Annotated in this window: 20 protein-coding genes; 7 read left to right on the top strand and 13 right to left on the bottom strand. The window is 36.9% G+C overall.

All coding sequences use genetic code 11. The features are described 5' to 3' along the window. Nucleotides 1-18 precede the first annotated feature (18 nt). Complete coding sequence (locus R2R71_RS05135; RefSeq protein WP_316830177.1) at nucleotides 19-1,866, top strand: ATP-binding protein; 1,848 nt, start codon at nucleotides 19-21, stop codon at nucleotides 1,864-1,866. A gap of 28 nt (nucleotides 1,867-1,894) precedes the next feature. Here R2R71_RS05135 and R2R71_RS05130 read toward each other — a convergent pair whose 3' ends face one another. Next, complete coding sequence (locus R2R71_RS05130; RefSeq protein WP_316830176.1) at nucleotides 1,895-2,101, bottom strand: hypothetical protein; 207 nt, start codon at nucleotides 2,099-2,101, stop codon at nucleotides 1,895-1,897. Between the two features lie 163 nt (nucleotides 2,102-2,264). Next, on the bottom strand, nucleotides 2,265-3,509 hold the full coding sequence (locus tag R2R71_RS05125; protein WP_316830175.1) for a DUF1343 domain-containing protein: 1,245 nt from the start codon (nucleotides 3,507-3,509) through the stop codon (nucleotides 2,265-2,267). A gap of 159 nt (nucleotides 3,510-3,668) precedes the next feature. On the opposite strand from R2R71_RS05125, the gene R2R71_RS05120 reads away from it, so the two are divergent. Then, nucleotides 3,669-4,889 (top strand): ABC transporter permease, encoded by a 1,221-nt coding sequence (locus tag R2R71_RS05120; RefSeq protein ID WP_316830174.1) that lies wholly within the window; start codon nucleotides 3,669-3,671, stop codon nucleotides 4,887-4,889. Here R2R71_RS05120 and R2R71_RS05115 read toward each other — a convergent pair whose 3' ends face one another. Both R2R71_RS05115 and R2R71_RS05110 read right to left on the bottom strand, forming a co-directional pair. Continuing rightward, nucleotides 4,890-5,294 (bottom strand): hypothetical protein, encoded by a 405-nt coding sequence (locus R2R71_RS05115; protein WP_316830173.1) that lies wholly within the window; start codon nucleotides 5,292-5,294, stop codon nucleotides 4,890-4,892. It abuts the gene before it with no gap. 48 nt (nucleotides 5,295-5,342) lie between these two features. Next, nucleotides 5,343-6,143 (bottom strand): tRNA pseudouridine synthase A, encoded by an 801-nt coding sequence (locus R2R71_RS05110; protein ID WP_316830172.1) that lies wholly within the window; start codon nucleotides 6,141-6,143, stop codon nucleotides 5,343-5,345. 168 nt (nucleotides 6,144-6,311) lie between these two features. Here R2R71_RS05110 and R2R71_RS05105 point away from each other — a divergent pair, with 168 nt between their 5' ends. From R2R71_RS05105 to R2R71_RS05095, 3 genes are read left to right on the top strand one after another with little or no spacing between them, the layout of a single operon-like run. Continuing rightward, entirely contained in the window at nucleotides 6,312-8,054 is a 1,743-nt protein-coding gene (locus R2R71_RS05105; protein WP_316830171.1) for a DNA integrity scanning protein DisA nucleotide-binding domain protein, read from the top strand. 1 nt (nucleotide 8,055) lies between these two features. Then, nucleotides 8,056-8,187, top strand: a complete 132-nt coding sequence (locus tag R2R71_RS05100; protein ID WP_316830170.1) for a YchJ family metal-binding protein — start codon at nucleotides 8,056-8,058, stop codon at nucleotides 8,185-8,187. Nucleotides 8,188-8,193: 6 nt separating this feature from the next. Further along, the gene (locus R2R71_RS05095) at nucleotides 8,194-8,430 is read left to right on the top strand and encodes a YchJ family metal-binding protein (protein WP_316830230.1); all 237 of its coding nucleotides are present in this window, start codon (nucleotides 8,194-8,196) and stop codon (nucleotides 8,428-8,430) included. Between the two features lie 25 nt (nucleotides 8,431-8,455). On the opposite strand, the gene R2R71_RS05090 is transcribed toward R2R71_RS05095, so the two are convergent. From R2R71_RS05090 to mnmD, 7 genes are all read right to left on the bottom strand, one after another. Beyond that, nucleotides 8,456-8,854, bottom strand: coding sequence for a hypothetical protein (locus R2R71_RS05090; RefSeq protein WP_316830169.1), 399 nt, complete (start codon nucleotides 8,852-8,854; stop codon nucleotides 8,456-8,458). 3 nt (nucleotides 8,855-8,857) lie between these two features. Further along, nucleotides 8,858-9,664, bottom strand: coding sequence for a nucleoside triphosphate pyrophosphohydrolase (gene mazG, locus R2R71_RS05085; protein ID WP_316830168.1), 807 nt, complete (start codon nucleotides 9,662-9,664; stop codon nucleotides 8,858-8,860). A gap of 10 nt (nucleotides 9,665-9,674) precedes the next feature. Further along, the gene (locus R2R71_RS05080) at nucleotides 9,675-10,124 is read right to left on the bottom strand and encodes a hypothetical protein (protein WP_316830167.1); all 450 of its coding nucleotides are present in this window, start codon (nucleotides 10,122-10,124) and stop codon (nucleotides 9,675-9,677) included. 19 nt (nucleotides 10,125-10,143) lie between these two features. Further along, a complete protein-coding gene (locus R2R71_RS05075; RefSeq protein ID WP_316830166.1) occupies nucleotides 10,144-10,440 on the bottom strand; it encodes a hypothetical protein in 297 nt (98 codons plus the stop codon). A gap of 1 nt (nucleotide 10,441) precedes the next feature. Beyond that, complete coding sequence (locus tag R2R71_RS05070) at nucleotides 10,442-11,551, bottom strand: AI-2E family transporter (RefSeq protein ID WP_316830165.1); 1,110 nt, start codon at nucleotides 11,549-11,551, stop codon at nucleotides 10,442-10,444. Between the two features lie 80 nt (nucleotides 11,552-11,631). Further along, nucleotides 11,632-12,579 carry an aldo/keto reductase gene (locus tag R2R71_RS05065; RefSeq protein ID WP_316830164.1) on the bottom strand — a complete coding sequence of 316 codons (948 nt, stop codon included), beginning with the start codon at nucleotides 12,577-12,579 and terminating at the stop codon, nucleotides 11,632-11,634. Nucleotides 12,580-12,677: 98 nt separating this feature from the next. Further along, nucleotides 12,678-13,340 (bottom strand): tRNA (5-methylaminomethyl-2-thiouridine)(34)-methyltransferase MnmD, encoded by a 663-nt coding sequence (mnmD, locus tag R2R71_RS05060; protein ID WP_316830163.1) that lies wholly within the window; start codon nucleotides 13,338-13,340, stop codon nucleotides 12,678-12,680. A 145-nt stretch (nucleotides 13,341-13,485) separates the two neighbouring features. On the opposite strand from mnmD, the gene R2R71_RS05055 reads away from it, so the two are divergent. Continuing rightward, a complete protein-coding gene (locus tag R2R71_RS05055) occupies nucleotides 13,486-13,824 on the top strand; it encodes an MmcQ/YjbR family DNA-binding protein (RefSeq protein ID WP_316830162.1) in 339 nt (112 codons plus the stop codon). 5 nt (nucleotides 13,825-13,829) lie between these two features. Here the strand turns inward: R2R71_RS05055 and R2R71_RS05050 are convergent, their stop codons facing one another. Continuing rightward, nucleotides 13,830-14,606, bottom strand: coding sequence for a DUF2625 domain-containing protein (locus tag R2R71_RS05050; RefSeq protein ID WP_316830161.1), 777 nt, complete (start codon nucleotides 14,604-14,606; stop codon nucleotides 13,830-13,832). 161 nt (nucleotides 14,607-14,767) lie between these two features. Then, nucleotides 14,768-16,804, bottom strand: coding sequence for a M13 family metallopeptidase (locus tag R2R71_RS05045; protein WP_316830160.1), 2,037 nt, complete (start codon nucleotides 16,802-16,804; stop codon nucleotides 14,768-14,770). 505 nt (nucleotides 16,805-17,309) lie between these two features. Between R2R71_RS05045 and R2R71_RS05040 the strand changes: the two genes are divergently transcribed. Beyond that, nucleotides 17,310-19,292: a heavy metal translocating P-type ATPase gene (locus tag R2R71_RS05040; RefSeq protein ID WP_316830159.1), complete on the top strand. Its 1,983-nt coding sequence runs from the start codon at nucleotides 17,310-17,312 to the stop codon at nucleotides 19,290-19,292. Nucleotides 19,293-19,342 lie beyond the last annotated feature (50 nt).

Raw genomic sequence — 19,342 nt, 5'->3', positions numbered from 1 at the left:
TATATTTGTTATCCACACATGGAAATAAATCTACAACATAAGTCAGAGCTTTTTAATATTCTAATTGAAGAGTCGAAAATGCCAATAGGCCTTTATGTTGGCAAGGATCTGGTTATCGAAGTGGCCAATAAAGCAATATTAAAGGCTTGGGATAGAGATGAGTCAGTGATTGGAATGGAACTCGAGAAAGCTTTACCCGAGCTTCGCGGACAGCCATTTATTGAGCTATTGAAAAATGTTTTCGAAACCGGCATTGCTTACGAGGCAAAGGAAGATAAGGTTCAGTTAATGAACGATGGTGTATTGCAAACCTTTTATTTCGATTTTATTTATAAACCATTAAAAAATAAGGATGGTAAAGTTTGGGCAATTTTAAATAATGCTACAGATGTTACCGAATTGGTAAATGCAAAACTAAAAGGCAGAGAAAATGAAATGCTTTTTCGCCAGATGATTTACGACGCACCTGTTGCAATTGGTATCTTACGCGGAAGGGATTTAATTATAGAAGACGCCAACGATGATTTGCTTAAAATATGGGGAAAAGATAAAAGTATTATTGGCTTAAAGCTGATAGAAGGTTTACCTGAAATTATAGACCAGCCATTTCCACAGTTACTGATTGATGTTTATGATAGCGGAATAGCGCACTATGGTTACGAAACCTTGGCTAAACTGGTTAGAAATGGGGTGCTGGGCGATTATTATTTCAATTTTGTTTACGACCCAGTACGTGATAAAAACGGTGTGGTTAACCGCATTATGGTTGTTGCCAATGAAATTACAGGCCAGGTTAGGTCGAGAAACGCTTTTAAAGACAGTGAATCGAGGTTTAGGAATCTGGTTTTGGAGAATCCGATGCCAACGGCACTTTATGAAACTGAAAATATTGTTATCAAAATAGCCAACAATGAAATGCTGAAGTTGTGGGATAAGGACCAGCGTATTATTGGTAAAACTATGGCAGAGGGTATTCCGGAGCTTGTTGGGCAGCCCTTTATTCCTTTGCTACAGGAAGTATATCGAACCGGCATTGCTTATCATTCCGACCAGCAGGAGGCTTCATTAATGGTTGATGGAAAGCTGCAGAAGATGTGGTTTAATTTTACCTATAAACCTTTAAAAGACCGGGACGGTAACGTGTATGCGATTTTGCATGCAGCGATAGATATAACAAAACAGGTTCAGCTGCAAAAACAAAAAGATGAATTTTTAGGCATTGCCAGCCACGAGTTAAAAACTCCGGTAACAAGTATAAAGGCCTATGCGCAGGTTTTGGAAAGGATGATTCGAAACGAAGGCGATACCAAAAAAGCGGATATGGTGAAGAAGATGGATTTACAATTAAACCGCTTAACCGGATTGATTGGTGACTTGCTTGATGTTACTAAAATTCAGTCGGGAAAGATGACTTTCAATCCAGTTCGCTTTAATTTTGATTTACTGGTACAGGAAATTATTGATGAAGTACAACACACCACAGCCAAATACAAAATTATATCCGATTTGAGTAGTGATATAACAGTTATCGCCGATAAGGAAAGAATAGGGCAGGTGATGATTAATTTTTTATCAAATGCAATTAAATATTCAACCGATAATGAACAGATAAAGGTTAAATCTTTTATCGAAAATGGAGAAGTTGTTTTAGGCGTTCAGGATTTTGGGATTGGAATTTCAAAAGATTTATTGCACCTGGTATTTGACCAGTTTTATCGCGTTAGCGGAAACCTCCAGCATACTTATCCAGGTTTAGGCTTAGGCCTTTACATTTCGGCCGAAATTATTAAGAACGAAGGTGGCAGAATTTGGGTAGACAGTATAGAAGGAGAAGGTTCTACTTTCTATTTTGCATTGCAAATTTAGCTATATCTATCAGGTAATTAAGTGTTTGTTACTCTTTTGGTGCCTTTTTTATCGGGTGAACTGGTTGCTCTTCGTTTTCTCGCTGCTTTGCCGGATTAGCCGTTTTTACCGGCTTGTTTGGACTGCTGTCATTTGCTTTTCTAACTGTTTTATGGTCTAAAGGTTCTCTGCCTTTTGGTACTTCCTCCTGATAATTACTGCCAGGTTGATCACTTTTAATTTTGGGTCCGCCCATGGTGCTAATGATTGAATTTTGAATGATTGAAATGTTTACCTCAGTTTAAAAACAGTTTCAGGAGAAGTATTGTTTGTTAAAACTTCAATCCAATCATTCAATTTAAAATGTAATCATAAACTAAGACTCTGATCAACGTGTTGAATCCTACAAAATTCAATAATTAATTATAGAGCAGGTATTTTTTACGCATGGCTTTATAGGCCGATAAACCCGGTTCCCAGCTTGCTCTGATTTCTTTTTCGCTTTTGCCCGCAATAACTTGTTTTCTGAAATCGGCAACGCCAACCAGGCGCTCAATCGGCATGGTTTGATTGCTCAATGTGGAGTTAAAGAAATCTTCTTTTTTAGGTGATGCTTTATACAAATCGATTACCCAGCTGATGTTGATTTTTTTTTCTTTTCTTAAGATATTGGTATCATAGTTCCTTAAATCAATACCATAGCAAACCTGGTCTTTAAAAATCGGTGTTTCAGCCATTCCCTTAATTCCGGTAGGCGTGTACGAAAATTTGTAAATCCCTTTTAGATATGGAGCACCTATTACCGTAAATGGAAATTGAGTGCCACGGCCATGGTTTAAATAAATCCCTTCGAACAGACAGGTACTTGGGTAAAGTAATATCGATTGCTGGGTATTTAAATTCGGAGAGGGCTTTACCGGTAGGGTATATTCCATATCATGGTTGTAGTTGGCATTCTTAATAATCGTGATTTTACATTTCACTTTATCTTTAAGCCACCCTTCGCCGTTAAGCATTTGTGCATACTCACCAATAGTTAAACCATGTGCCATTGGAATTGGCTGAATACCAATGCCTGATTTAAACTGTGGTTCTAAAATTGGCCCGTCAATTAAATAACCATTCGGATTTGGACGATCTAAAATTAAAAGTTCTTTATTATTTACAGCACAGGCTTCCATAACATGTTGCAAGGTGTTAATGTAAGTGTAAAAACGTACACCAACATCCTGTATGTCAAATACCATAATATCAACATCTGCTAAATCCTGAGCCGTTGGGGTGCTGTGGCTTCCATATAATGAAACAGCCTTAATACCAGTCTTTGTATCTACATCATCGCTAACATGTACACCCGCACTCGCATTGCCTCTAAAACCATGTTCCGGACCAAATATTTTCTGTATTTTGACACCAAGCTTTAATAAACTATCAACCGAAGTTTCATTACCTATGATCGAAGTTGGGTTAACAACCATGCCAACACGTTTGCCTTTTAATAAAGGCAGATATTTTTCTGTTTGTTCGGCACCGGTTAAAATTGTTTGTTTAGCCTTAATTGGATGCAATTCTACTTTCGTTCCAGAAGTTGTGGCATGAGGGTTTTGCCCACATGCTAATACTGCTATTAAACTTATTAAAGCAAAGCTGATGTATGTTTTCATGTTCGGATAGTTTTAAATCAGTTATATAAAACAAAACAATTTAGTACTTTTTTAATTATTGTTATTTGCGTATTGATTATTTTACCATTGGTTATTTATTTTCAAAAGTGCCATTTTTAAAAAGGATTTAAGCATTTTTGCCTTAACAAATTTATCAAGTTGAATTTCGAGTATTTCATAGCCGGGCGGATCGCCATAAAATCAGAACGAACTTTTTCAAAGCTCATTGTGCGCATTGCTATTACTGGTGTAATGCTGAGTCTGGCTGTGATGATTCTTTCTATTGCCACGATAAAGGGATTTAAAACTGAAATTCAGGATAAAGTAAGGGGATATTTAGGCGATGTCCAGATCACCAGATATGATCTAAATAATTCCTTTGAACATTCGCCTTTTACCCTTGATACTGATACGCGTGATAAACTTAAGAATAACGCTGAAATAGAATATTTTTACCCTTTTGCTACTAAACCTGCAATTATTTCTGCCAATGAAGAAATTGAAGGGATTAACTTTAAAGGAGTTGATAAAACCTACAACTGGAATTACATTAAACAACATATTATTAGCGGAACAATTATCGATTTTGCCGATAGTACGGCCGCAATGCAGGAACTCTTAATTTCTAATTATACTGCGAAGAGGTTAAAACTTAAAACCGGTGATGATTTTATCATGTATTTCGTTCAAAACCAACTGCGCCCACGAAAGTTTAAAATTGTTGGTATTTATGATATTGGTGTTGAAGATATTGATAAAGGTTTTGTATTGGGAAATCTCAACATCATCAAGCGATTAAATAACTGGAAACCCGAAGAAATTGGCGGTGTTGAAATCAGGATTAAAGATTTTAACAAGTTAAAACCTGTGGCCGACAGTATTTTTGAAGAGCTACCACAAAGCCTTCGTTCTTATTCTATTAAGGAAAACTTTCCAAATATATTTACCTGGCTTGGATTGCTTGATGTGAATACAAATGTTCTGCTAATTTTAATGCTTATTGTTGCCGTGATAAACATGATTACAGCGCTTTTAATTATGATATTGGAACGTACAAATATGATAGGAATGCTGAAGTCTTTTGGTGCAAGTAACTTGAGTATCATGAAAATTTTCCTCTACAATGCGGCTTACTTAATTGGTATAGGTTTAATATTAGGAAATATACTGGGTGTTGGTTTAGGGTTGATTCAACAGTCAACACATATTTTTAAGCTCGATCAATCATCTTATTTCCTTGCATACGCACCGATAGAAATTCATTTTATAGATGTGCTGGCATTAAACGTAATGACCATCGTAGTTTGTTTAACTGTATTAATCATTCCATCATTGCTCATTAGCAAGGTTTCTCCATTAAAGGCAATCAGGTTTAAATAATTAACCTTTAGTAATTTCGAGGGTAACGGTTTGTGGTAAGGTTAGTTCTGTGCTGTTTGAAGGCGATACGCTTTTCAGTTTAATCCAGTATTTGGCGTTGTCAATAGTGAAAGTTACATTATCTGTAGCACCAATATCATCACAATTACCTGCGCAAAGGCTAAAGATTCTGATATCAAAGCCCGTTTGTACTTTTACCGAAACATTGGCTTTTCCGGCTACCTCGCAAAGTTCATGTGGCGCACAACGATTATCAACAATATTAGTAATCGTAAATGTAGACTCGCCAACAATTTTCGATCGTTCTCCGATAAAATCAACAGTCTGGTTGATGGGATTAACCTTTTTTTCGCAACCCGAGTTGAAAAATAATGTAACAATAAGAGCAAGGTAGAGTGATTTCATTGATTATTTGTTTTTACGAATACGATAAACTTATTAAAAATGCTACAATTAAACTGGTTTCCATTCTTCACCCTGAATGGATGAGATAATATCAGTTGCTGGATCGATATTTAGATAAGGGTAAGTAACTTTTGATAAATATAATCCCGTGGGATGTGCCGGTAAGGAAAGTTTAGAGGCCTTTAGGCTAATCAGCTCGCTTTCAAATTCATCGAAGCTGAGCTCGCCTTTGCCTACCATTAATATTTTTCCCATGGTTATACGAATCATCTTACCTAGAAAACGATTACTTGCAATATTGAACCTAAATCTGTTTCCCTTCGGATTAACAAATAAACCAGCTTCCATAACATTGCAGATGGTATGCTCGTATTTATCAGGATGCGTGCAAAAAGCCCTGTAATCTTTGTACTTTGGCAGCAACTTTACAACGGCATTCATTTTATCAAAATCGAGCGCTTTTATCTGATAGAAAGAGCTTTGATTACTCAAAAAAGGGTCTTTGTAAGTATGGATAAAATAGTCGTACTTACGTTGTACGGCATCAAAGCGGGCATGTTTTTTCGGCTCTACCGCTATAATATCAAAAATAGAAATGTTGTATGGCAAGGCTTTATTTAAAATATAAAGCAAATCGAAATCAATAGTTTGCTCAATATCAGCGTGAAAAAAAAACTGACTTGCATGAACATGTGCATCGGTACGGCCGCAACCAATAATTGGTACAGGTGTTTTTAATATTTTGAAAAGCGTTTGCTCAATAACATCCTGCACGCTTTTAACACCAGGTTGTTTCTGCCATCCACTAAAATATTGCCCCTGATAAGCGATGTGAAAAAAGTACCTCATTATTCGGCTGCAATTTTACGGAAAATATTGGAGTAGCAGCCGTATTAATGTTACAACACCTTAACTTTCTTTAACAATAAGCTATCAGGAAGAAAATTATCTTTGAATTTACCCCAAAATAGCACCTGAAGATGTAGACACTTATACCTGAATAAATTCGAAAACAACATGAATAGTTGCAATAATTTAATTTGGGATGAGCAGTTGCATTGTCAAATTTCACTTCAACTGGCTGCAGAAGAACTTTTCGACTCGCTGGATGAGCACCTTTATCCAAAGGTATTTATGATCGGCATAAGGATTAATCATAATACCTATAGGCCATTTATAAATCTCGAGTGTAAAGATTGTGATTATTGCATAGCTGATTTTTTAAACTTACAGGCTATACCGGATATTATTGTTCCGGTACCAAAGGATACCGAAATTGTTTCAGCATACCTTACAAATGCTTATTTGTCAGAGATTCAACGCATTTTAAGAAAACATCCAAAGAGTGCAACTGTGGAGAGCTTTATTTCGAATCCGGCTTACATTAACGGTTACCTTGTTTTTGTAGTTACTGAATTAAATAAAGCTGCAATGAACACTTATTATACATTAACTAAAGATTTTTCATCAGCAGATCTTGATTTTAAAATAAGTCGTTCTTTTATAGAAAGTATTATTAAAGCGTATCTAAAAGCAAGCACAAATGCTTTAAAGGCAAAATCACAATCAGAATTTAAAATTCTGTCAAAAAGCAGAGATGAACTGGTAAGTTCGGCTGCACACGATTTTATGGTTACGGTTTCAGCTGCGGGGCATTGCCCTAGACCACTCCACATCCTTTATGATGCCTGTAATACAATTTCATCATTAAAATATGAGGGTGAAGAAGGCTTAGGGAAAATGATTATTGCTTGTAAAAACCATAAGAATGTAGAACTAACCATTGCACTTGAAGAGCCAATTCATATTAAGGATTTTAGAAAGGTGCGAAAGTTTTTAGAACTTGCTGATCATAAAAACCTGCTCGTTTCCGATTCGGTTTTCATTTATGGTTTGGGTAAAATTACTGGTAAGTACAATTATCATGACGAATCGCTGTTCATTATTCATTTTACCAAGCATTTTCATTGGGAAGTTTTGCATCACGATAAAATTATGCTCTCAGTCGCTTTCCGAATGCCAGGATTTTACAGTGAACAAATTAATAAAGAAAAATTCTATTCAACTTTAAACAGGGTTTTTAAGGTTATCCAGAAAGAAAAAATCCATAAATTGTGGGATATTACCATCGCCGCTACCAAGCAGAAACATGGAACAATTTTAGTTATTTCTGATTCGGCTAAAGATGAGGCAGAAAGGTTAATCGAACAATCTTTTAAAATAAAACCTGTTGGTTTAACAAAAAATGCTGTGCAACAAGTTACATCAATTGATGGCGCTATACTGCTTGATACACAATGTTTTTGCTATGGTATAGGTGTTATATTGGATGGTATTGCTAGTAATTATGGCGATTCATCAAGAGGGGCAAGGTTTAACTCGGCAGTGCGTTATTATGAATTTATGCAGCAGAAAACTGGTATTGTTATCGTTGTAATTTCTGAGGATGGCATGATTAACCTTATTCCCGAGCTTAAACCCCAGGTGATGCATTCGAATATTTTAAAGAAAATTGAAGAATTAAAGGCCTTGGTAAACACCAATCATGGCGATAGGAGACGATTTAATATCATAATGGAGTTTTTTAACCAACACAGCTTTTATTTTAATGAAGAAGAATGTTCCACCATTAACGGATTAAAAGCAACACTCGAACATAAATACAGATTTATTGATGGGGTTAAAATGATTTACGATAATTTTGAACCGAATAAAAAAATGAATAGTTCTTATTACCTGAAAGAAGTTAATCAAAATTAGTATGAATTGTCCTTGCGGATCAGGTTTGCTTTATGGAAATTGCTGCGAACCCTACCTCTTAAAACTTAAAGATGCACCAACCGCCGAAGCACTGATGCGTTCGAGGTACTCGGCATTTGTTGTGGCCAATTGAGATTACCTGGCGGAAACCACACATGTTAGTAAGCGTAAAGGAAATTCGAAGGAAGCTTACTTAAAAAGCGCCAGGAATACCAGGTGGTTAAAGCTGGAAATTATTTCATCTGGCTTCGATACTGTAGAGTTTAAAGCATTTTATATGAATACTAAATTTCAGACCGAGATACTCCATGAGAAATCGAACTTCAAACTGGAAAGTGGGAAATGGTATTATGTAGATGGTTTGTTTTACGGATAGTTTAGTGTATCAGTGTACGGGTTGCTTATAAATCAATATCCAAAGTAATCTCTATTTTACCGGCATTAGTTCTATAAACATCAAGTGCTACCAAATCTAAAGTAGAAATATCGAAAGATTCAGCCTTGGAATAAGTTAATAGCCTTTCCCGAATTTCGATTAACAATAATTTTCTGGAGAAACCAACTGATGAAAACAAGTCGAACGATTCAGGTATTGACAAAGGATAATCGATAGCAATAGTTATATCGTTTTCAGGGATAACAATTTCTTCTGCATCAATCAGGTTTAAAATTTCTTCGTTTGCCTTGCCAATATTAATCCAGGGGATAACGCCGCTATCTATTGTACCTGTTGCATTTACATTAAAAGTAATGATGTTAACAAGGTTTTTAGGGCTTTGTTGAAAATCGTTTTCGATCATTTTTTATAATTTCTTGGCTTCATTCCAGTAAATATCCATTTCGGCCAATGTCATATCAGCCAGTTGTTTGCCGTTTTCTTTTGCCTTGTTTTCCAGGTATTGGAAACGCTTGATAAACTTCTTGTTTGTTTTTTCGAGTGCATTTTCCGGATTGATATTAATGAACCGGGCATAATTAATTAAGGAGAAAAGTACATCGCCAAATTCCGATTCTGCCTTTTCAATATCGATAGCCGTATGATCAGCTATGTTAAACTCGGCTTTAAACTCCTGTAATTCTTCCTCAACTTTTTCCCACACCTGATTTTTATCTTCCCAGTCGAAACCTACACCACGGGCTTTTTCCTGAATGCGTGATGCTTTTACCAGTGCAGGCAAAGATGCGGGAACGCCTGCTAGAACTGATTTATTTCCTTCCTTGAGCTTAATTTGTTCCCAGTTTCTTTTTACATCTTCCTCATTCTGAACTTCAACGTCGCCGTAAATATGCGGATGTCTATTCACAAGCTTGTCGCAAACTCCGTTTAAAACATCCACAATATTAAAATCATTGGTTTCTGAAGCAATTCTCGAATAAAAAACAAGGTGCATCATTACATCGCCCAACTCTTTTTTAATTTCATCTAAATCACCTTCTAAAATTGCATCACTTAATTCGTAAGTCTCTTCAATGGTTAGGTGGCGTAAAGTTTCCATTGTTTGCTTTTTATCCCACGGACATTGTGTGCGTAAGGTATCTAGAACCGTTAGTAAGCGGTTAAAAGCATCAGCAGGATTGTGAGCGATAGCTGGAATTGGATTGTTGGGCATGTTGTTTTATTTATCGGATGCTAAAGTACCAAACCCATCCGATTAAGAAAAACTGAAAAGGAATTCTGAACCATAAATATTTAATTCCCGGACCAGGTTTATATAGATTTTCATAATTGATTTGATGTTTCGCTGCGTAAATATTTGCAGGCAGAATCAGGATAAAGAAAATAATTAAAGCAATTCCGGTATAGCAACGCGTGCTTTCAATGCATAAACCGATGGCAAATATGATTTCTAAAATTCCGGTAAAGATTATGAGTTCTACTTTTTTTGGAATAAAAAGCGGGATCATCGCTGCCATGGCTGTTTTAAATTTAAAATGACCAATGGCTGTAAAAAGCAGCATTACAGCCATAGCAATATTACCTGCAAAAATATTTCCTTTATCAAATGTAGTATGGCTGCCAAATGCTAATAAAGCAACATAAACGATTATTAGAACAAATAAGGGTTTCATAATTGATGAAAGTATTTCTTTATTTGATTAAATTAAACGCAATCAAAATCGTTGCAACAAACAGAATTACCAGGCCAGATAGGAATACAAAATCTGCAAACTTTTCAAGCTTCTGGCTTTCGTTTCTGTTCCTTCGCATCGAAATAAATGATAAGATGCAGCTCGTCATAAAAAACATTACAGCCGCTACCGCGAACTCATCGATTAAAGATCCATCGGTAAGATTTAATTTTTTAAGCGAGGTAAGCACAATGAAACAAATGCCCAGCAGGTTAGCAGATGTACTTAAAATGTGAGGGGATCTGTTTTCGGGCATATTAATCCTTTTCCTCTAATTTAATTTTTTTGGTGATGCGATAAACCCGTTTCTTTTTTTCTGGCTTGTGCTCTTCGCCCATTAAGATACCCCAGGGCTTAAGCGGGTCTACACGATCGAAAATTATTTTTAATATGGCCAGGTAAGGAATGCATAAAAACATACCGGAAATGCCCCAGATCATTTCGCCCACAACAATTCCAATAAAAGCAAACAGTGCATTTATTTTTACTTTTGAACCAACAACGAGAGGCATTAACACATTTCCATCAACAGCGTGTACACCAACAAATGATATTAAAACCAATAGAACTTTACCTGCCCCGGCGGTGGCGAAAGTAATAAGAGCACTTACCACAAGAGCGAAAAATATACCAAGATAAGGCACTACATTAAAAATGCCCGCAACTAAACCTAAAAGAACAGCATATTTAACACCCAATAAGCTTAAAACAGCTATCATTAAAATGGTAACGATAAGCATTTGGAGAAATAAGCCTATAATGTATTTCTTAATAATATATTGAATCTGATTTACAATTTCTGATACCTTTTCTTTGTGTTCTTCTTTAAAAACAGCTGTTAAAAACGTAAATAATACCCTGCGGTAGTTTAAAATGAAAAAAGTAAATAGTAATGTAAAGCCCAAAAATAAAAGTGTTGATGAAAGCGTAGCTAAAGTAGTAGCCACTATTGCTGCACTTGTGGCGAGTGCCTTTTCTGTGCTATCATTTAAATAAGCAAGTTGTTTTTCGGAGTTTACATGGAATGTTTTCGAAATCCAATGCTGCAATTCATGATAGGAAACATTTGCCTTTTCTTTTAATAACGGCCAGTCGGCCCACAAATCGCTCAGTTGATTACCAAAGAAATAAACGATTCCGCCGATAACGGCGATCATTAAAATTACAGCAACCAATGTTGATAAACTTCTTTTAAACTTTAAACGCTGCTCTAGGAAATTTCCAACAGGAAGCAATAAAATTGCCATCAGAAATGAAAAGAGGAGCGGTGCCAGTAGCGATTGCCCTAAAATTGCAATATAGGTTAAGCTAATTAAACAGAATAAAACCAGGGCGAGTTTGGGTAAAAAAGATAGTTTGTCTTTCATATTAATTTAAATCCTGTTAAATACAAAATGCCCGGTTAATTGTTTTATTAATCGGGCATTTAAATATAATAGATTATTTGTTAATAGCTGCTTGCCTTATCTAAAAGTGATAAATCATCTGGAGATAATTTAAGATTTGCAGCTTCTGTAAACGATTTTAGTTGATTTAAATCGGTTACACTGGCAATAGGAGCAGTTACCGATGGATGATAAATTAACCAGGCTAGCGCAACTGATGCCTGCTCAACATTGTGTTTTTCGGCTACCTCATCTAATGCTTTTAAAATGTTGAAACCTCTTTCGTTTAGGTATTTTTTAACGCCGCCACCTCGCTGGCTTTTGTTTAAATCATCTTCACTTTGGTATTTACCCGTTAAAAAACCACTGGCTAGCGAGTAATAAGTTACCACGCCAAGGTTGTTGTCCAAACAAATTTTTTCGTGTTCTTGCTCAAACTCTTCTCTGTCAAATAGATTATATCCAGGCTGGTAGACTTCATAGCGTGGTAAATCATGTTCGGTAGAAAATAATAAAGATTCTTTCAGTCTTGCAGCCGAGAAGTTTGAAGCGCCAATCCAGCGCACTTTTCCATCTTTAATTAATGATTCATAAGCGCTTAGTGTTTCTTCAACTGGCGTGGTTTCATCATCAAAATGAGAAAAATATAAATCTATATAATCGGTTTGCAAACGCGAAAGCGAATGTTCAACTTCGTTTATGATGTAATCTTTCTTTAACGATTTGCCCTGGCCAATATCCGAACCTACCTTGGTAGCAATAATTACATCGTGGCGCTTGTTGTGTTTTTTCAGCCAGTTACCGATAATCGTTTCCGATTCTCCTCCTTTATTTCCGGGCACCCATCGCGAATAAACATCGGCAGTATCAATAAAATTAAAACCGTTTTCTACAAAATGATCAAGTATGTTAAACGATTTCTGCTCGTCAACTGTCCAACCGAAAACGTTTCCTCCAAAAACAATGGGCGCAATATTTAAATCTGTTTTTCCTAAAATTCTTTTTTCCATGATACTAAATTTAATAATGGAATAACAAACTTAAACGACACAGGTTTTTACTTAAAGTCGTATAATTGTCAGGCTTTTCGGCAGGATAGCGCTTTGTTCTAAGCTTTAACCGCTCTTAACATTTCTCTTTTACCTGGCGCACCCGGGAGTTTTTGAATGCTAAATCCGCAGGCTTTAACAGCACGTTTTAATTTGCCTGTAATGGCATAGGTTACGAAAGTCCCACCGGATTTTAAGAAGCTACAGGCATGGGCAATAATTTCATCGCTCCACATTTCTGGTTGGTGCTGAACCGAGAAGGCGTCGTAGTAAATTACATCGAACTTTTTATCGGTATTAAATTCGGCTAATGTTGTGTGCGGAATTTCAAGGTTGCAAAGAGGGCTTAGTGCTTGCTTACTTCTGAGGCTTTCATTGTAACCGGAGATAAAGCAACTCCAGGTTTGTGGCGAAACATAAGCCGAATAGCCTGTTTCATTGATTACATCAGTTGTTAGGGGAAAAGCTTCAATGCTGGTGTAATCTAAGTTAATCTGACGTTCAGTGCACCATTCAAAACTTAAAATAAAATTCAATCCGGTTCCGAAACCAACTTCAAGAACATTAATTTCAGATTTTCCCTCTGATGCAAATTTTAATCCTGCCTCAATAAAAACGTGTTTGCTTTCCTGCAAGGCCCCATGCTTACTGTGATAATGCTCACCTATGGTTTCGTTGTAAAGTGTGTTAGAACCATCGGCGGTAGGCGTAATTATGTTCATATAGCAGGCGTATAGGATTTGAGGGTAAAGGCACAAAGATAAAACAGGATTAAATATTTTAATAAGCGAAATTATTAATTTAGCAAAATAGTTATAGGATTAGTTGGAAACCTATTAACTGTTTACCCTAAACCTAAACCCAAATATGGATATCGAATCTTTCAGAGAATATTGTTTAAGCCTGCCCGGAACTACTGAAGGCATGAAATGGGAACACCTATGCTTTATGATTGAAGAAAAAATCTATGTTATTATTGCCATTGATGAAGGCAGTCGTTTTTCGATAAAATGTAACCCCGATGATTTTGATGCTTTAACAGCAAGGGATGGCATTGCTCAGGCTTATCATTTGGCAAAACGCCAGTGGATTCAGGTTGAAAACCTCGATGTGTTAAACGATAATGAGCTGAAAAGCAGGGTTGCTGATTCAAGAGCTATGGTTTTAGCTAAACTACCAAAGAAAACACAGGCGAAATATATTTAAATCCTTTATTGTTTAGTGTCATCTTTCTTAATCCCTTTATCAGCATTTATTTCTTTCGATTTCATGATGTTAAAACGATACATTTCTTCAATTCCAACAAGTTTTCTGGTACACTTTTCTATATCAGTTCCTTCCTGCCACAAATATGGGCGAAAACTGTAAGTCTTTGTTCCTTCTAAATTTCCGATAAACTGATTCCAGCTTGTCCATCGCAATCCTTTGTAAAATTTATCAAGATTACTATCGAAACAGAAAACCAAAAACTCTCCATAGCCTGCTCCCAGTGGTTGCCAGGTTAAGCTGTTTGGCTCCAAATAGTACATGTTTTTAATATCTTTCCCTAATCCCCCATAATTTATTGCAAAAAAACCACCAATGGCATCGTCTGCAACTAAAAGATATGGAACGTTATCACCATATTCTTTTATGGTTTTTCCTTTGTTCCAATCGGCAATATTGCGGTCTAGGCGCTCGCTGCCCGAGCCCAAAATCCTGATCCAGCCATTATCAACCATAATGCCACCAGTATTGTAAATAACTGAGCCAAGCGTTGCATATGTTGTCATTTGCGAATTATATAAAACCTCTTTAGCCTTAGTACTATCAACAGGCAAAACCTCTACTTTATTTTTTGCCGAGGCAATCCATTTTTGAACAAGCGGCCATGCCGGATCGGTTTTATTAATGAGTTTATCCAGGCTTATTAATTTGTTCTGTGCTGATGCTGTTAACGAAAGGAAAAATAGAGTTACTATTAGGGTTATTTTTGAAATGCTTTTCATGAAGGAGTTTTATCGTTTTCAAATATAGAATGATAATTACGATTTTTTTAAATGCAAGGGGTTATTTTGGACTTAAAAAAAACGTCCCGAATCAATCGGGACGTTTTAGGTTTGATATTTCCTCTAAAGGATGATATTTTAAGAATTCAGCAGATGGAAAATTACCACATTCTGATTCTGTCTTCTGGTTTTTTATATAATTTATCACCAGGTTTAACATCAAAAGCATTATACCATGCATCCATATTTACTGGTGCACCAATTGTACGGTACGGACCAGGTGAGTGTGGATCTGTTTTAATCAGCTGTGCTGCACTTTCAGGTAAAATATTACCTCTCCAAACCTGTGCCCATGCTAAGAAGAAACGTTGATCCGGCGTAAAGCCATCTATTTTCTCGTTGCTTTGGCCTTGCTTTGTCATTTTGAAAGCTGTATAAGCTGCATTTAAACCACCTAAATCGCCAATGTTTTCGCCCATGGTTAATTTACCAATTACGTGGATGGTATCTAAAACAGTATAACTGTCAAATTGTTCTCCCAATGCTTTTGTTTTAGCATCAAACTTAGCTTTATCCTCAGCTGTCCACCAGTTTTTTAAGTTACCGGCAGCGTCATACTGACTACCGCTATCATCAAAACCGTGGCTCATCTCATGTCCGATAACAGCACCAATACCACCATAGTTTACAGCATCATCGGCATTTGGATCGAAGAATGGAAATTGTAAAATTCCGGCAGGGAAAACAATTTCATTCAATGTTGGCGAATAGTATGCATTAACCGTTGGAGGTGTCATTCCAAAACGCGTACGATCAACTGGTTTGCCTAACTGGCCGATTGATTCGTTATAGCCCCAGATACTGGCATTACGAAGATTTTGGAAATAGGTATCTTTATTGATTACCAAACCATCATAGTTTTTCCATTTATCAGGATAACCAACTTTAGGCGTAAATGCATGTAATTTTGCAAGGGCTTTTTGCTTGGTTTCAGCGCTCATCCATTCTAAACCATTAATTCTGATTTCGAAAGCTTTGCGCAGGTTTACAATCATCTGGTTCATGCGGGCCTTAGCTTCTGGCTTGAAATATTTAGCCACATAAAGCTGACCTAATAACTCACCGATAGTGCCATCTGTTAACGATGACATGCGTTGCCAGCGTGGGGTTTGCACTTTCTGACCAGTTTGCGCCTGTGTGAATGCGAAGCTGGCCTTTACAAAAGGAGAACTTAAGCTCGAAGCAGAACTTTTAATCAAATTCCATTCTAAGTAAGTTTTCCAATCGGCAACCGAAACAGATTTTAACATGCCATCAAGGCTTGCCATAAACTTAGGCGAAGAAACTAAAACGGTATCCTGGCCTTTAATTTTGAATTTCGGTAAATAAGTGCTCCAGTTAATGTCTGGTGTTTTTTTATTCAATTCGGCAACCGTTAGCTTATTGTAAGTGGCATAAGGATCACGCATTTCAAGGCGACTCATTTGCGCCTCAGCAAATTGCTTTTCAATTTTGAAAACTGTTTCAGCTTTTTGTTTTGCCACTTCCGGTGTACTTCCCGTAAGGGTAAAAAGCGTGGTCATGTAAGTGTTGTATGCCTCACGGATTTTTACGCTACGTGCATCATCTTTAAGGTAATAATCACGGTCAGGTAAAGTTGTTCCACCCTGACCAATGTTAACCATGTATTTGTTAACATTTTTTCGGTCCTGCCCAACGCCAACACCAAACACTCCACCACCTAAACCATTGGTGCGCATATAGGCAACCTGGTCTAAAACGCCTTGGATATCTTTAATTTGCTGTATTTTAGCTAAGTCAGCTTTAATAGGAGTATAGCCTAATTTCTCAATGGTTGCACTATCCATTGCTGCGGTGTAAAAATCGCCAACCCTGCGTTTTACAGAACCGGCAGGTGCAGATTTATCAGCTGCGGCCTCTTCAACAAGTGATTTTACGGCATTGATATTAAAGTCGCGTAGTTCGTTAAACGATCCCCAGCGGGTTTCTTTGGCCGGCACGGGGTTGTTTTTTATCCAGGTACCGCTTGCGTAGGTATAGAAATCGTCTCCTGGCTTCACAGATAAATCCATGTTTGCAGGATCGATAAATTTTTTAACGGTTTGTGCATTTGCAGAAAAGCCTGCAGCAACTATTCCCAGTGCTGCAAAATATCTTTTCAAATTTTGGTATTTCATTCGCTTAAATAAGTTAGTTATAACAGCGAAATTTATGAAATACTAATTAATACTGAAACAATATATTAGAAATATTACTTGTTAAACCAGTAGTAGATTTTTGTAAGGCCCAACCGTCTGAGGAATTCGGATGGCGAGAAGTGGAATTTTAAGGATTTCATGGTTTTTAAATCTTTTATACACTATTAACATTTTTTAACATATTTTATTGTATGAGTGTGAAAAAAATCGTTATTAAGAATGATTCGTAATAAAGCGCTAAATTTGAATAAATTGCCTGATTAGCTTTACAGTATTTGAAAAGGAATGTTCGGTGTTTCATTGGTTTTGTAGTCCCGCCATCCGCTTCAATCTTTTTTATTGCAGTTATTGTATAGGTAAATTGCTGTTTGCTGCAATAAAAAAGTATTTTCGCTACTGTCGGGTTTAGTTAATAAAATGTAGTGCTTTTCGGTACCAAACCTAAATGCCCAAAGCACCACGGCCAATGTTATATTGAAATAAAATGAGTCATAATCACCATTCCGAAGATAGTTGTTGCAGTAGTAAAGTGCACCAGCACGATCATAAGCACGAACACGATACGCATGAAGGCGATGAGCACGACCACGACCATGGTGGCGACCCATCAGCATTTAAAACTTATTTACCCGCAATAGTAACGCTGGTGATGCTACTCATTGGTATCACTTTCGATAATCTTTTTCACGTAAATGCTTTTAAACTTATCAGGCCTTATTGGTATATACTTGCTTACCTACCTGTTGGAATTCCGGTACTAAAAGAAGTTTGGGAAACCTTTAAGGCAAAAGATTTTTTTACTGAATTTTCTTTAATGTCGATTGCTACCATTGGCGCTTTTGCCATTGGCGAATATCCTGAGGGGGTAACGGTAATGCTTTTCTACACCATTGGCGAGCTTTTTCAAATGGCGGCTGTAAACAAAGCCAAAAGAAATATCTCTGCCTTGCTTGATGTCCGTGCAGCTATAGCTCATGTTTTCAGAAATGGAAAATATGAGCAAGTTGATCCTGAAAAAGTTGAACCCGGAGAAATTATTCAGGTTAAGGTTGGTGAAAAAATTCCTTTAGATGGCGAAATGCTCACGGAGAAAGGTAGTTTTAATACGGCTGCCCTTACCGGCGAAAGCAAACCCCGAACCATTAATAAAGGTGAAAATGTTTTAGCAGGAATGCTGAATTTGGATAAGGTAATCGAACTGAAAGTAACAAAAGCTTTTGCCGATAGTGCATTGTCGCGTATCCTCGAGATGGTACAGAATGCTACCACGCGAAAAGCTAAAACTGAACTGTTTATTCGCAAGTTTGCCAAGGTGTATACGCCAATTGTATTCTTTCTGGCCTTAGCTTTAGTTACGTTGCCGGTTTTAGTATTAGGAAATGAATATCATTTTCAAACCTGGTTGTACCGTTCGCTGGTATTTCTGGTTATCTCATGTCCTTGTGCCTTGGTAATTTCCATTCCTTTAGGCTATTTCGGTGGAATCGGCGCCGCATCTGCAAATGGTATTTTGTTTAAAGGTTCTAATTTTCTTGACTTGATTACAAAGCTTAATACTGTAGTTGTGGATAAGACCGGGACGCTTACCAAAGGTGTTTTCGAGGTCCAAAAAGTAGAAAGTAATATTGATCAAAAAGAGTTTTTAAGTTTTCTTGCCTGCATAGAGTCCAAATCTACGCATCCAATAGCAAAGGCAATTGTATCCTATGTTGGTGAAATAGAAATTCATCCTGCAGAAAATATTGAAGAAATAGCAGGTATGGGATTGAAGGGGATGGTTAATGGCAAAGAAGTGCTGGCCGGTAATGTTAAGCTTTTAGAAAAATTCAATATTAGTTTTGATTCAGAAATTAAAGCTATTGACGAAAGTATTGTAGTCCTTGCCATAGACGGCAAATATGCCGGCTACGTTCTAATTGCCGATGAGGTTAAAGAAGATGCAGTGGAAGCTGTTAAACAATTACACGCTAATGGTATAAAACAGGTAATAATGCTTAGTGGCGATAAAACGGCCATTGTAAAAAAGGTCGCTAATACCTTAGGTATTGATGCTAGTTATGGAGATTTATTGCCGGAAGATAAAGTTGCCCGGCTCGAAGAATTTAAGAAAGATAAAGCGAATGTGGTTGCTTTTGTTGGTGATGGCATTAACGATACACCAGTTTTGGCAATAAGCGATATTGGTATCGCTATGGGGGCAATGGGTAGTGATGCAGCCATAGAAACAGCCGATGTGGTGATTCAAACCGACCAACCTTCGAAAATAGTTACAGCCATTAAGATTGCGAAAGCAACAAAAAGTGTGGTCATACAAAATATTGTCCTTGCCTTTGCGGTTAAGGCTTTAGTTTTGGTTTTAGGAGCTGGTGGACTGGCCACCATGTGGGAAGCTGTTTTTGCTGACGTGGGCGTTGCTTTATTAGCTATTTTAAACGCGGTTAGAATTCAGAAAATGAAATTTTATTAGGAGCTGAAAGATAAAGGTTTCGACATAATCTGGTTTTTTAACGTTTATTT

This window comes from Pedobacter aquatilis (assembly GCF_032678405.1).
Classification (GTDB): domain Bacteria; phylum Bacteroidota; class Bacteroidia; order Sphingobacteriales; family Sphingobacteriaceae; genus Pedobacter; species Pedobacter aquatilis_A.
The sequence above is the reverse complement of the archived record's forward strand: the minus strand, read 5'-3'. Positions and strand labels throughout refer to the sequence as shown.

Excerpts from the sequence above, each read along its gene's own strand:
- R2R71_RS05130 (WP_316830176.1), bottom strand. The coding sequence starts at position 2,101 with ATGGGCGGACCCAAAATTAAAAGTGATCAACCTGGCAGTAATTATCAG.
- R2R71_RS05050 (WP_316830161.1), bottom strand. The coding sequence starts at position 14,606 with ATGAAAAGCATTTCAAAAATAACCCTAATAGTAACTCTATTTTTCCTT.
- R2R71_RS05105 (WP_316830171.1), top strand. The coding sequence starts at position 6,312 with ATGAATAGTTGCAATAATTTAATTTGGGATGAGCAGTTGCATTGTCAA.
- R2R71_RS05045 (WP_316830160.1), bottom strand. The coding sequence starts at position 16,804 with ATGAAATACCAAAATTTGAAAAGATATTTTGCAGCACTGGGAATAGTT.
- mazG (WP_316830168.1), bottom strand. The coding sequence starts at position 9,664 with ATGCCCAACAATCCAATTCCAGCTATCGCTCACAATCCTGCTGATGCT.
- R2R71_RS05055 (WP_316830162.1), top strand. The coding sequence starts at position 13,486 with ATGGATATCGAATCTTTCAGAGAATATTGTTTAAGCCTGCCCGGAACT.
- mnmD (WP_316830163.1), bottom strand. The coding sequence starts at position 13,340 with ATGAACATAATTACGCCTACCGCCGATGGTTCTAACACACTTTACAAC.
- R2R71_RS05115 (WP_316830173.1), bottom strand. The coding sequence starts at position 5,294 with ATGAAATCACTCTACCTTGCTCTTATTGTTACATTATTTTTCAACTCG.
- R2R71_RS05110 (WP_316830172.1), bottom strand. The coding sequence starts at position 6,143 with ATGAGGTACTTTTTTCACATCGCTTATCAGGGGCAATATTTTAGTGGA.
- R2R71_RS05075 (WP_316830166.1), bottom strand. The coding sequence starts at position 10,440 with ATGCCCGAAAACAGATCCCCTCACATTTTAAGTACATCTGCTAACCTG.
- R2R71_RS05135 (WP_316830177.1), top strand. The coding sequence starts at position 19 with ATGGAAATAAATCTACAACATAAGTCAGAGCTTTTTAATATTCTAATT.
- R2R71_RS05080 (WP_316830167.1), bottom strand. The coding sequence starts at position 10,124 with ATGAAACCCTTATTTGTTCTAATAATCGTTTATGTTGCTTTATTAGCA.
- R2R71_RS05065 (WP_316830164.1), bottom strand. The coding sequence starts at position 12,579 with ATGGAAAAAAGAATTTTAGGAAAAACAGATTTAAATATTGCGCCCATT.
- R2R71_RS05100 (WP_316830170.1), top strand. The coding sequence starts at position 8,056 with ATGAATTGTCCTTGCGGATCAGGTTTGCTTTATGGAAATTGCTGCGAA.
- R2R71_RS05040 (WP_316830159.1), top strand. The coding sequence starts at position 17,310 with ATGAGTCATAATCACCATTCCGAAGATAGTTGTTGCAGTAGTAAAGTG.
- R2R71_RS05070 (WP_316830165.1), bottom strand. The coding sequence starts at position 11,551 with ATGAAAGACAAACTATCTTTTTTACCCAAACTCGCCCTGGTTTTATTC.
- R2R71_RS05125 (WP_316830175.1), bottom strand. The coding sequence starts at position 3,509 with ATGAAAACATACATCAGCTTTGCTTTAATAAGTTTAATAGCAGTATTA.
- R2R71_RS05090 (WP_316830169.1), bottom strand. The coding sequence starts at position 8,854 with ATGATCGAAAACGATTTTCAACAAAGCCCTAAAAACCTTGTTAACATC.